Source organism: Nitrospinaceae bacterium (assembly GCA_018669005.1).
Lineage (GTDB): Bacteria > UBA8248 > UBA8248 > UBA8248 > UBA8248 > UBA8248.
Genome location: JABJAL010000122.1, coordinates 28645 through 41185, shown reverse-complemented (window position 1 = coordinate 41185; position 12541 = coordinate 28645). Strand labels below are relative to the sequence as shown.

General features: G+C 51.3%; 7 protein-coding genes and 2 pseudogenes. 5 read left to right on the top strand and 4 right to left on the bottom strand.

All coding sequences use genetic code 11. The annotated features are described in order from the left end of the window. Nucleotides 1-118: 118 nt before the first annotated feature. Entirely contained in the window at nucleotides 119-628 is a 510-nt protein-coding gene (locus tag HOJ95_18215) for a hypothetical protein (protein MBT6396629.1), read from the bottom strand. Between the two features lie 150 nt (nucleotides 629-778). Then, nucleotides 779-946 (bottom strand): hypothetical protein, encoded by a 168-nt coding sequence (locus HOJ95_18210; protein ID MBT6396628.1) that lies wholly within the window; start codon nucleotides 944-946, stop codon nucleotides 779-781. A gap of 256 nt (nucleotides 947-1202) precedes the next feature. Here HOJ95_18210 and HOJ95_18205 point away from each other — a divergent pair, with 256 nt between their 5' ends. The 5 genes and pseudogenes from HOJ95_18205 to HOJ95_18185 all read left to right on the top strand — a co-directional run bounded on the left by HOJ95_18205 (nucleotide 1203) and on the right by HOJ95_18185 (nucleotide 5980). Next, on the top strand, nucleotides 1203-1721 hold the full coding sequence (locus HOJ95_18205; protein ID MBT6396627.1) for a 4Fe-4S binding protein: 519 nt from the start codon (nucleotides 1203-1205) through the stop codon (nucleotides 1719-1721). 170 nt (nucleotides 1722-1891) lie between these two features. Next, the gene (locus tag HOJ95_18200; protein ID MBT6396626.1) at nucleotides 1892-4114 is read left to right on the top strand and encodes a bifunctional (p)ppGpp synthetase/guanosine-3',5'-bis(diphosphate) 3'-pyrophosphohydrolase; all 2223 of its coding nucleotides are present in this window, start codon (nucleotides 1892-1894) and stop codon (nucleotides 4112-4114) included. A gap of 98 nt (nucleotides 4115-4212) precedes the next feature. Further along, the gene (locus HOJ95_18195; GenBank protein ID MBT6396625.1) at nucleotides 4213-5286 is read left to right on the top strand and encodes a potassium channel protein; all 1074 of its coding nucleotides are present in this window, start codon (nucleotides 4213-4215) and stop codon (nucleotides 5284-5286) included. Nucleotides 5287-5606: 320 nt separating this feature from the next. Further along, a pseudogene (locus tag HOJ95_18190) lies at nucleotides 5607-5753 on the top strand (hypothetical protein). Further along, nucleotides 5704-5980 (top strand): annotated as a pseudogene (locus HOJ95_18185) (hypothetical protein). Before HOJ95_18190 ends, HOJ95_18185 begins: the two co-directional pseudogenes overlap by 50 nt. A 57-nt stretch (nucleotides 5981-6037) precedes the next feature. On the opposite strand, the gene HOJ95_18180 reads toward HOJ95_18185, so the two are convergent. Further along, nucleotides 6038-8887, bottom strand: coding sequence for a c-type cytochrome (locus HOJ95_18180; protein ID MBT6396624.1), 2850 nt, complete (start codon nucleotides 8885-8887; stop codon nucleotides 6038-6040). A 159-nt stretch (nucleotides 8888-9046) separates the two neighbouring features. Beyond that, nucleotides 9047-12511, bottom strand: coding sequence for a cyclic nucleotide-binding domain-containing protein (locus HOJ95_18175; GenBank protein MBT6396623.1), 3465 nt, complete (start codon nucleotides 12509-12511; stop codon nucleotides 9047-9049). Between the last annotated feature and the right edge of the window lie 30 nt (nucleotides 12512-12541).

Here is a 12541-nt window from a genome sequence, read left to right as displayed (position 1 = left end):
TCCCTCGTTTGAGGGGGCTTTTTTTGTTCTGTCTGATGAATTTATTTTGAGGATTGGAGTTGGGCGATTGAAGGCGAACTATTGAGAGGGGGGGGGAGGAAAACTTAAAAATTAAATTTCAACCGGCTGGCCAGGGGAGGTTCCGGGAGCGCATGATTTCACGGAACTTTGATACGTTGATGAGTTCCATCGGTGCGCCCTCGGTGTATTTGTTCACCTCTTCGGTGAAAAATCCCGTTGTGATTAGGATGCCTTTCAGCGCCCGCTCGGCACGGACTGTGTCCGAGAGGCCGATTACTCGGATGGAATCCACAAATTGCCCCTCAGGCACGAGTATTCCGTGCACGAGGTAGTCTCCGCCGATTATTGGCGTGGGGTTGTGGGCGAGAATATCGAACTCCTCGCTATTTACCCAAACGGTTTCGACTATTCTCAGGTTCATGTCCTCAAGAAGATTCAAGACCGCTCGCTCGAAGGCCTGAGGCGCCATTTTTCGGAGTGTCTGTATCTCTGTGTCGCTTTGGGTTTTTTCTGATTCTTCTTCGAGAGCAATATTCGAGGTAGTCTTCTTGACGAAGAAGATGGCGATGAATCCCATAATAAGAGCGAAAGCAATCACTTCTAGCATATAGCTTGAGTCCGGAATTCATGTGGGAAGTTGATTAGTATTGTCGGGTGCCAGTCAAAAAGGTCCCGTAAGCGAAAGAATCTCAACTGCAATTGGTAAAACGCGTAATAATATTTAGGCACATCGACCCAAATATTTATAAAAATCCTGCTATCGGATCATTTCATCGTAAATTGCGTCTTTTTTGCCTTCCTTGCTTAGTTTGTCATGTCTTAATCCCTGCGAAATAGACAGCCAAACGAAGAACGCAATCAAGGGAGCCATGATTGCGATTGGAATGTTGTCGGGCTTCATAAGAATCTGGATGAATTGTTCCATACCAGAGATAACCTCCTGATTTTCGATAAACTCAAAATTGGGCGTTTATTAAACTCTCGCTTTCCTTTATTTACTCCAAAATAGGGGGGTGGGGCAAGTCGCCTGGCAGTGAGCGATGGATTCCGGAGCCCTCATTCGCTTGACAATTCAGGCGAAATTTAGATATATGACTGAGTTGGTCTAGTACTTTGGTTTGGTGCCTAGGTGCCTCCCGCCAAGTGATTCCGGCCCGTTTGAATAGGAATTTAAAAACCGGATGCCACATTTTATTTTTAACGATTGTATTGGATGTGATGCCTGCTTGCCGGTGTGCCCCACGGGTGCGATTAAGGGCAACAGTGGGATCACCGTGACGGCACAAGGCTTTGAGGGTAAGGGGAGGGAGATATACGTCATCACGCCCACTCTTTGCATCGATTGCGGAGTATGCGGGAAATACTGTCCCGTGGAGTCGATTCAGGATAAAGGTGGCAGCCGCATCACGAATATTAAGCACAAAGAGATGCCCAAGGCATTTGTTCTTGAGGAGAATTGCACCGGATGTGTCTGGTGTGTGGACATATGCCCGTTTGATTGCATCACCATGGCTGACTCTACTGTTGAGCGCGATCACAGCCAGGTGGCCGTAGTGGATCAATCGACCTGTGTCGGTTGCCGTCTCTGCGTTGAAATTTGCAATAAGGGTGCGGTTGTGGTGAATCGCCATGACGATGAGTCGGATTACATGGCCCCTCTTATGAACGATTTTGTGGTCTCTCCACTCAGGGCGTATTAAAAAGAGCAATTTTTTACGAATATATTTCAATTCTACGGCCTCCCACTAAATGGGGAGGCCGTTTTTTCTCAATGACTTCCAATCCCCTTGTTGACGCTTGCTCCCTCCCTCGGGTAGCGTTTCTCTTTGGTGTTCGCGCAATTTGATGTTTGCGTGAAAGGAGAGAGGGAATGCCTCCTAGACTCAATGGCCTACCACCGGCCCGGATAATGGATATCGTCGATCTGGTGGAGGAATACGCCCCGGGACATTCGGATCTCATTACCCGCGCGTATATCTACACAGCGAAAGTGCATCGTGGGCAGTCACGTGTATCGGGCGAGCCCTACATTTCGCATCCCCTTGAAGTCTCTCGTGTCCTTGCCATTATGCGACAAGACCCCGACACCGTTGCTGCCGGCATGCTTCACGACACGGTAGAGGACACTTCTGCCTCAATTGACGAAATTGTCGAGCTATTTGGTACCCATGTGGGCGAACTTGTCGATGGCGTCACCAAACTCGCTAAACTCGATAATTCCAACCCCCAGGCAAGACAGGCCGAGAACTATCGCAAGATGCTTGTTGCAATGTCGCACGACATCCGAGTCATCTTGATCAAGCTAGCCGACCGTCTCCACAACGCCATGACGCTTGAGTTTCTACCGCCCGAAAGGCGGGAGCGCATTGCTCGGGAGACGGCTCAAATTTATGCACCACTCGCAAACCGGCTGGGCATCGGTTGGTTAAAGGGTGCACTCGAGGATGTGGCCTTTCGACATCTTCACGCTGCGGAATATCAGGAAATCGACGAAAAGCTCCAAGAGGGCTACGAGGACAGGAAATTATACCTAGAGGAAAGACAAGAGCTTGTTCGAAAGGCGCTTGAGGAGGCGGAGATTGAGGCTACTGTATCGGCACGCTTCAAGCTCCATTCGAGTATTTACCGAAAAATGCGGGAGCAGAATCTCGATTTTCACCAGGTCTACGATATCGCTGGTCTTCGAATCGTTGTCGAGGATCTGAAAGACTGCTACGCCGTTCTCGGTATATTGCACTCGATGTGGAAGCCGATTCAGGGACGTTTCAAGGACTATATAGCGTTGCCTAAATCGAACCTCTATCAATCGCTCCATACGACCGTCATGGGCTCGAAAGGACGGCGCATCGAATTTCAGATTAGAACCAAGCAAATGCATCAGATGTCCGAGGAGGGCATTGCCGCCCACTGGCGCTATAAAGAGGAGGGGGAGTCCGAGGACGAGAGCTTCGACAAATTCGAGTGGTTGCGTCGAATTGTGGAGAGCCTGAGCGAGGAGTCGGATCCGAAGAATCTGGTCGATTCTGTGCGTCTGAATCTCTTTCAGGACGAGGTTTTTGTGTTTACTCCTATGAGCGAGGTGAAAAGTTTTTCTCGGGGCGCGACGCCAGTCGATTTTGCCTACGCCATTCATTCCGAGGTGGGACATCATTGCGTGGGTGCGAAGATTAACGGTCGAATCGTTCCCCTGAACAGGCCGCTTGAGAATGGTGATGTGGTGGAGATTCTTACCAATAGCCAGCGGACGCCGGATCGCGAGTGGTTAAAATCCATCGTGACGCCCCGAGCCAAGCAGCAGGTAAAAATGTGGGTTCGCCAGGAGCAGCGCATGCGTTCGACGGATTTGGGCCGCGAGCTGCTCGAACACGAATTGAATCGATTTCGGGCCGATCCTGCCGATTTCATCAAAGAGGCGCCTCTCCGTAAGGCCGCCGAGACATTGGAAGTGCCGGGCGAGGACGAGCTCCTGGCTGACATCGGATTCGGTCGTCTTTCGGCTCGAGATGTTGTTCGCTGCCTTATCCCCGACGAGCTTGTTCAAAGCCAGGAGAAGCGTGAGAAATCGGCGCTTCGCCGTTTTGTCCATAGGGTGGGTGGCAAGTCACCCACAGGGATTATTCTCAAGGGGCAGGACGATACCCTGATTCACTTTGCAAAGTGCTGCGACCCGATACCGGGGGACCCAATCGTGGGCTTCATCACACGCGGAAAAGGGGTGACGGTTCATCTTGAACAGTGCCAGAGTGTCCAAGATCTCCTCGCTGAGAGCGAACGGCTGGTCGATGTCTCTTGGGGGCAGGAGAAAAAAAATGTAATGCACACGGTCTCGCTTCTGGTCGAGGCCGTAGATCGCCCGGGGATACTTGCTGGAATGAGCATGGCCATTGCCGGTTGCAATAGCAATATTATTCGCATTGAGGCGGAATCCCAGGAAGATAAGGCTGGAATTCGCCTGGATGTTCAGGTGCACGATTTGGCACACTTAAACGAAGTGCTGAAAAAAACCCGTGGCGTTAAGGGCGTTCATTCCGTGCTCCGTGTCGAGCCCCGCGTGCATCGCAGCGAAGTTTTGGACGAGACTTACCAAGACTAGGCGGCTTCTTCGTGTTTGCCTGTGCCATCATCATGGTTTCACGATATGATATTAGATTGAAACGAATTTATTTTAGATAAAAGAGAATTTTTCAAACGATGAAATCACTTTGGAAGCGCCTCCTCTTTGCCTTTGTGGTGCTGGTTCTGGTTTTGCTCGCCGGCGTCATTGGATATATGTCGATCGAGGGATGGACTTTTTTCGACGCCCTCTACATGACCGTCATATCTCTCACCACGGTAGGCTATGGGGAAGTACGCGACCTTACCACTAATGGCCGAATTTTCACGATACTCCTCCTTTTCAGCGGAATGGGGATACTCGCGTATGGAATGGGAACTTTTACCGCATTCCTGGTCGAGGGCCAGTTGTTGGACTACCTGAGAGGCCGTCAAATGCAGAAAAAAATTCAGCGACTTCGAAATCACTTTATTATCTGTGGATACCGGGGAGAGGGGCGCTACGCGCTTGAGGAACTTATAAAAACGAAGACGCCTCATGTTGTCGTTGACAAAGATTTGTCCGAATTAAAGGCGATGTTTCCTGATGAGGATATATTGACGGTCGAGGGCGACCCCACGAGAGAGCAAACACTGGCGCTGGCGAATATCGAAAATGCCCAGGGTTTAATTAGTGCGCTCTCCGTTGATAGCGAAAACCTTCTCGTCGTTCTCTCGGCACGCGAGATGAGCACTACCGTTCGTATTATTTCATGTGTGTACGAACGCGAGAGCGCTCAAAAGTTTCAGCGCGTGGGTGCGAATGGAACGGTCATGGCAGACTTCATCGGCGGCCTCCGAATGGCCTCTGAGGCAATACGCCCGACGGTGGTTTCCTTCCTCGATACAATGTTGCGCGGGCAAGACAAGACCCTTCGTATCGAGGAGGTACGGGTGATAGAAAAAGCCGTGGATTGGGTTGGGAAAACACTTAGAGAAATCGATTTCCCCAAACAGACGGGTCTGCTCGTCGTGGCGGTCAAGTCCTTGGGCTCAGAGTCCTATATTTATAATCCCGGGGCCGAATATGTGGTCGAGAAAGATAATGTTTTCATCGTCATCGGCCAAATTGACCAAGTCATCAAGATGAAAAAACTTCTCGGCCACGATATTCAGGAAGAAGACCTTGAGGAAAGCAGCGTCTCCACCGGGAGTTCTGCAAATTCCGGATGAGCAACGACACCCCGAAAGGGCTTTTGCTGCACGAGTGGAACCTTACTGCCCAAAGGGCCCGAGAACTTCAGGAAAACCTCAGAATTCGATTGAAATTCCCAATCCCTATAAGCCCACCGAGAACAGTATCTGGCGCCGATATCTCCCCCTCCTCGCTTTGGCAAGCGAGCCGTGGCCGACATCATGGTTTTCTCCTTTCCCGAGCTTGAGTGTGTGGAAGAATCGCTTGTTGAGGGAAAATTTCGTTTCCTTATGTTCCAGGGCTGCTTTCGTTTTTCGAGGGTCCACTTTTGGAGCGGGCCCTTTTAAGCTGAAACAAAAACCAGACCTATTTTTTCGATGGCCAGGGGCATCATCCTCGGGGGCTGGGAATAGCCTTCCATCTGGGTCTTCGCCTAGGGATTCCCTCGGTGGGTTGTGCCAAGAGCCGCCTCTGGGGTAAGGCTGGAAGAGCCTGGGGACGATAAAGGCGCTTGGAGGCCATTGAAATCGCCGGCAGGTGAGACTGTGGGCGCAATTCTAAGGACACGAAAAAGCGTAAAGCCGGTTATATCTCTCGCCGGGGCATTTAATCGATCTTGAGAGTGCTATTGCGTATACCTTGGCGCTCTGCTCGCGGTACCGGCTCCCTGTTCCTATTCGCGCAGCCCATATCAGATCTAACGAGGAGCGCCGCCGACTTGGCATCATCTAGATAAAAAAAGCCCCTCCGCGCCAATGGCAGGGAGGGGCTAAAATGTGTGCTGAGTTATTAGTTGCTGGCTTTAGAGGGCTTCTTGAAGTTGTTTCCGAGCATGATGAAATCGCGAAGCGCTTTGATTTGACGAAGTCCGTCACCACCGAGAAGTTCCGGATCAATTGGCTCTCCATGGCTTGTAATACTACTTCGGCCAAAAGAGGCCCCGAGATTCTCAGGGCTCGAAACCTTTATTTTCTTCTCGTCGGTTTCCACCACGCTAACCATAATCGATTTGGCGCCGATGCGAAGGTTGGCGGGTTTTTCCTCGGCTAGTTCTGCTTCCTGGGTGGCAGTTAGCTCATAAACCCAGCGCCCATCATCCTGCCCAGTTAATTTCCCTCTGACAATATTGGCCGTGACGCCAGCGCCCTCGAAGAATACGGGCATTTTTGTGCCAGGTACGATTTTCTGTGGGTTCTGAATCCATCGGAGAATCCATTCGGGGCGGATGCGCTTTTTCGCATATTTCATGTCTGGTGCCGAAGGGGGCTCAACGCCTGCCTTGGGCGGCCATTCGCCATGGCACGAGAAGCACTCTGCTTTTCGGAAGAGTTCTTGCCCGGCATTGAGCGATTCTGCTGAGACCAGCTTTTTGTCGAAATGGACGTAAGGCTCCAGTTTTCCATCGAGTGCGGCAAAATAATTTACTAGCGCGGCTGCATCCTTTTGAGGCATTTCAAAGCTAGGCATTCGTACCTTTAGCCAGGGGCGCAATATAACGACATCATTAAGGAAGCCATAGAACCAGTCGGGCTGAATTTTGCTGCCCTCGCCAGTCAGGTGGGGCGGACCGTTGTTTTTCTCCTTGTAGCGTCGAAGGATTTCGCCGCCCCAGTTTTCAATGACGTGGCAGCCGTTGCAGTTGTATTTTTCAAGCATGCGGCGGCCCAACTCTATTTTCTTGCCTCGATCATCAAGTTCGTTGTGGACCGAGTGGGGTGGGCCATGTCCGCCCATTCCGCGCAAGAAGGTGCGGATGTTTCTGGCCTCCTCATCGGAGAGGTCAAAGTTCGGCATCAAGAGCTTTTCACGTTCGGTCTGATAGATTTTCGGGTTTTTGAGTTTTCCGAATGCCCAAGCATCCCAGGTGTGCTTCATGTTGACGACATTGCCGAATGATAATTCGACTTCTCTTTTTAGTGAGAATCTTGAGAGGTCGGGGCCTATTTTAGAGGTATTTTCCATGCCGGGGATGATGTGGCACCCGGCGCAGCCCCGTTGCCTGATTAACTTGGCTCCACGCTTGAAGGCTGCCTTGTCTTCCAGGGCTATCTCGGTCGCTTTTTTCGAGGGATCCGAGAGGCTGAAGAGGTAGGCGGCTATCGAAGTGGCCTCGGTATCCGAGAGGCGCAAGCTCGGCATCGTCGTTTCGTGCCAGTATTTTTTGGGGTTTTTCAGCCAGCGGATAAGCCAATCGGGCTGTACCTTTAAGCCGACGTTGGCCAGGGCTGGGGCAAAGTCGCGGTTGCGTATGACGAGGGGGCGTCCCGTGACGCCTTCGAGGGCCTTGCCCGGATTGTCATCCTCAGCGCCCCGGGCGTGGCAACCCAGGCAACCGACGGACTCGAAAATTTCCTTGCCCTTGGCGATCGTGGCGGCATCGCCAAGGCCGCTAACTTTCTCTGAGGGTGTGCGCCTGACGCCAGAGGTCCAGATGTAGGTGGCGATATCTTTTGTTTCTTGGTCGTTGAGGCTGAAGAAGGGCATCTTTGTACGAGGGTTGTAGGCACGAGGACTCTTTATCCATGAAACGAGCCAGCCGGTGTTTACTTTTTCCTGAATGCGGGAAAGGTCGGGCCCTCGTTTTCTCAGGTCATCGGTCCCGGGGATGTTATGGCAGCCATAGCAGCCCAGTTCGCGTACAAGCGAAATGCCTTTGGAAAGTATTGGCGCACGATCAAGGTTGAATACGTTCGTGTGGCATGCATAGCACTTGGATTCCATTTCGGATTTTGATAATAATTTATCTTCCCAGAAATGGTCTTTGCCGTGGGCAAGGTCAGCGGTCTTGAGGGCGTTGCCTTGTCCTCCATGGCAAGATTGGCACCCAATTTTTTCAAGATCGTGTTTCTTGAGGTAGAAATTTTTGTCCGGGTGCGTAGCGTAGGGTGCTTTAGACTTCTCAAATCCGGCTCGGTTAGCGCCCAGATGACAACTCTGGCACCGGTCTGCCCGCAGAACAGGTTCGTTGAAATTGTTGCGCTCGTAGGCTTTGAGGACGATTTGCTTGATATCGAGGGTGCGCTTTCCTACGGCCTCGAGGCGGCGCTCAAGACCTGATACTTCGCCGGCGACCCCTCGGCGTTGTTTTTTTAAGTTTTCTAGGGCTTGATATTTAGCCTTGATTTTAATATCAACGGCATCGCGCGCAGCCTCGGCGGACTCGGCCGGCTTTTTGAGACGCTCGATTTCCTTGCGTAGCTCATCAACATGCTTCGATTCGGCTGAAATGTCCTTGCCTTGCCGAATACCCTCATTGAGCTCGAAGTAGGCTTCATCGAAATTAGCTTTCGCGAAACCCAACTCTTGGACCTTCTCAAAGGCTTCAAGCTTTAGTTTCTCAAGCCCCACCTTAAATTTTGCAATCTCGGCATCGGAGGCCAGGCTCGTCTCGCTCTTGGCGATTGCGGTGTCTAGCTTGGCAATTTTTGAGCCAAATTTCTCTCGGCTCTTGGCGAGCTTAGCGGAAAGGGATCGAATCTCCATTTGGTTGAATTCAACCTGATGGTTTTTCCAAGGCCTTCGGGTAAAGATTTCATCCCATACGACCCAGAAGGTTACGGCTACCATTAGGATGCCGATCACAAAGAAAAGAACCGGGGAAGTTTTTTCCTCGGGAGGCCGAAACTCTCGTGAAGACATACTGGCAGATACTCCTGGAAATACGTGAGCGGATAAGTCAGTGTCAATTAGCAGGCAGGATTATAGATTTCGGCCCATGGCGCGTCAACCGATTAGCCCTTTAAAAACTGGATTCTAGGGCTTGGAGAGGCAGGCGGGGAGAGCCCTGATAGAAGGGCGTTAGCTCTCCTCTTGGGTGGATACCGTTCTGGCCGTGTCCTGGGTGCGTACGATTGAACTCAACTCATAGATTATGGCGATGGATATCGAAGGATTTTTGTTAATGAGCGCCAGAAGCGGGTCTTTTTCGATACCCAAGAGGGTGACTTCGGTGTCTCCAGCCTTGGCGCCAGCTGTGCGTCCCTCATCTCCAAACAAGGCGATTTCACCAAAAGAGGAGGATACACCGAGTGTGGCTAGCTTTTGCTCCTCTTTTCCGAAAACTTTCATAATATCGACCTCTCCGTCCACTATTACGTACAAGTAGTCGCAGGGGTCATCCTCCTCGAATATGAGAGTGTTCGGTTTAAAATGAAATTCAGAGGAAATATCACTCAAAACTCTGAATTGATCAGAGGTCATCGAGTCGAATAGCTTGACTCCCTTGAGAAACAGGGCTTTTTCGATAGTTGATAGCATCTCGCGGCCCCCCGCATTTTCGCCCCCTGCCTTGATTTGAGCTTGCGCACGCTTGGCTTGGGTACGAACTCTTTCATCCGGGTCATTGGCGGCGACCTCTATCCATTCTTTTTTATCTTCGCTTTCGTGAAGAGACATCTGGCTCATGGCGCCGACGGCGGCCTCGCGAACATAGATGTCATCGTCGCTGGCAAGTAAACGGAGGTGTGTGGACCATCTGTGAAGTGCCTCTCCTAGGGTGCTTTTTGATAGAGAAGAGGCGCTTTTGTCCTCTGCGATAAAATGTCCGGCGGCATCGGTCGCAACGGCGCGAATCCATGGGTCCAATGAGTCCACATAGATTTGGAGGACTTCATTAAACTCAACAGAGGCCAGCGTCCATGCCTTGCGGCCCTCGTTGAGTTTTTCAACCGTGGTGCCATCGAGAAGGAGTGGCTCGAGCATGAGGATCAACTGGCGCATATCACCAACTGCATTAACATTGCTGAGTGTTTCGATGGCTATCGCACGAGAGGATTTCTCTCCCCGGGCAAGGGATTCGGATACCGTATCGACGGTCTTCTCATCCCCGATGACACCTAGTAGCTGGAGAATAAGGGTTTGACGCTCCTGGACCTTATCCGACAACGCCCTGTGGAGCATGACATAGGGCTCGCTCACACCCCTTCTCTCAATGGTGTGAAGGTGGTTAATCATCTCGTAGACCCCGAGCAGGTGCTCAAGCGAGAATTCCGTCAACCCTTCGGTCAACTCATCGGAGTTCACCTCTTGCGGCGAGTTGCCGTTCTGGGCGGGTGCTAGCCAGCGCCCGAAAATAGCAATCAGGGCACCTCCTTCAAGCGAGAGCGCATCTCGACGCTTTATTTCCTTGAGTGAATTCACCGCCTCGTTGCGGACCAGGACGTCGGTGTCGGATAGCGAGGCCAACAGATGCTCGAAATCCGACTTGCTCCCCCTTTTGCCGAGAAGGTGGACCCCCCTTCGGCGTATGGAGACCTCGGAATCCTTGAGGGCGAGATTTATGATTTCGTCAAGATGTCGGGCCTCATGAATATTATCCTTGAGTAGGCGCTCGACCGATTCCATGGCGGATTCTCGAACAGCGACATCACTATTGGAAAGATAGGGAACAACCCGCTTAACGAAACGTGGATTTTCAAGCTCTCCAATGCATTTTAGGGCGCATACCCGCTCCTCCTGGGTGCCCTCCTCAAGCATGGTATGCAGAACTTGAAGCCCCGCAGCGAGATAGAACAGATCGTCTGAATGAACAAGAAGCTGTATGGCGCGAGCGCGCACGAGGGGAGAGTCGTGGGTCAGGCTATCCTGTATCTCCTCGACAAAGTCATCGACCAGACCCGCCTCGACGATTGCATCCATTGTGGCCCGGCGGCACTCATCGTCCTCAGCGTTGAGCATGCGCTCCCATATTTTTCTGGCCCGCTCATTTTCCTTTATGTCTGGGGTTCCGGCCAGAAGGCGGAGCAATTGGCATAGGCACTCGCCTTTGCGGCGAGGGATTTCATCCATGATGAATCCAATGGCCTTGGCCTCCCCTGTGTCTGCTAGCATCCCCGCCGCGTAAACACATAGATCATCATCGCCTTCGTGAAGATTTTTCACGAGGAACGACATGCTTTGCTCATCGATTTCGCCGAACCCCTGTTGGGCAAAACGGAAAAGGCCGAGGTTACGTTCTTCAAGCATTTTTCGGAGCGCAGCAGAGTATTCGCTACGAAGGATAAATCCTGCGGCCAGATATCCTATTGCGATGAAGAAGGTGATACCGGCGACCCATCGTGGGCTAAGAGGGAACAGTGCCAAGCCCGTGGGCCGGATGACGAGCAGGATAATGCCGCTAAGTATGCTGGCGATAGCGACCACCTGGCCGGCCACGAAGGCGCCCACGCGACCGCGAATGTTCGTTGGCAACGCATTATATAAAAGTGCGTTGATGGGATTTCTAATGGATTCTTGGAGATTCTTGTTGTTGAAACGCAGGAACACCGCAGCGTAGAAGCCGGGAAGGAGTGTCATGGCGCCAAGGCCGAGCAGGGTCGTGAAGGGGTAGAGTAGATTGGCGGTTCCCAAGCCTAGTCGGCGAATAATGCGGGGCGTGATGAAGGTTTGTACCAGCAGCGCAAAAGCGCTTCCAATTCCGGTGAACATTCCCAGAAAGGAGGCAAGTTGGGCCTTGTCCTGGAATACTTCTCTAAAGATGACGCTGTACTGGAAGTCTTGGAAACTTCTCAAGAGGATAATAAGAAAACTGAAAATAGAAAATGCCGCGACATATCTGTTCGTTTTCATTAGGGCGATGCCGCCCTGTCTTTTTGATTTGCCAGCGGCTTTTTTCTTGGGTGCAACAGATTTGTCGATCAGATGGTTGCTCAGCCGAACCTGAATCGCAGTTATAAAAAATATGGAAGCAACGATAGTGGCGATCCAGAAATAAAGAAGGTTGGCCACATTTCCAAGGATTGCGACGAGTATCGGGATGGAGAAGCCGCCGACAATGCCGCCGTATCGCCCACCAGTCAGAATGATTGGGACCAATCTCTTGGATTGGAGAACATCTAGATACAAGCCGTAGAAGGCACGAAAGTTGTTTGGAACCATGTTCGTGAACATCACGAATAGGGTGTGTAGGAAAGGCAGGGCGATAGGGAATTCCATCACCTGGATGTCCACCGAGATGGCGAGCCGGATTAAAAAGACCAGACCGATAAAAAATGCAAGGACCGCTTTGAACATCGAGGGTATCGACATTTTGTCGGTGAAGGAGCCGTAAACCATGCTGACGACGATGATCACCAGCGAGTTGAATATGTACATGTAGGGGAGGAATCCGGGCCCTACTTTCGGGTGGGATAAAAAGAGCGCTTCCGACACGGAAAGGCCGATTGAGAATTGCAGTCCGATTAAAAAATAGAACACAAAGAATGATATGAAGACGAGAAATTCATCTTCGCGAACATTGAAAAGACGTTTGATAAAGTTAGACATGTGTTTAGCCGATTGGTGGTAAGGAAAAAC

Excerpts from the sequence above, each read along its gene's own strand:
- HOJ95_18215 (MBT6396629.1), bottom strand. The coding sequence starts at position 628 with ATGCTAGAAGTGATTGCTTTCGCTCTTATTATGGGATTCATCGCCATC.
- HOJ95_18210 (MBT6396628.1), bottom strand. The coding sequence starts at position 946 with ATGGAACAATTCATCCAGATTCTTATGAAGCCCGACAACATTCCAATC.
- HOJ95_18205 (MBT6396627.1), top strand. The coding sequence starts at position 1,203 with ATGCCACATTTTATTTTTAACGATTGTATTGGATGTGATGCCTGCTTG.
- HOJ95_18200 (MBT6396626.1), top strand. The coding sequence starts at position 1,892 with ATGCCTCCTAGACTCAATGGCCTACCACCGGCCCGGATAATGGATATC.
- HOJ95_18195 (MBT6396625.1), top strand. The coding sequence starts at position 4,213 with ATGAAATCACTTTGGAAGCGCCTCCTCTTTGCCTTTGTGGTGCTGGTT.
- HOJ95_18180 (MBT6396624.1), bottom strand. The coding sequence starts at position 8,887 with ATGTCTTCACGAGAGTTTCGGCCTCCCGAGGAAAAAACTTCCCCGGTT.
- HOJ95_18175 (MBT6396623.1), bottom strand. The coding sequence starts at position 12,511 with ATGTCTAACTTTATCAAACGTCTTTTCAATGTTCGCGAAGATGAATTT.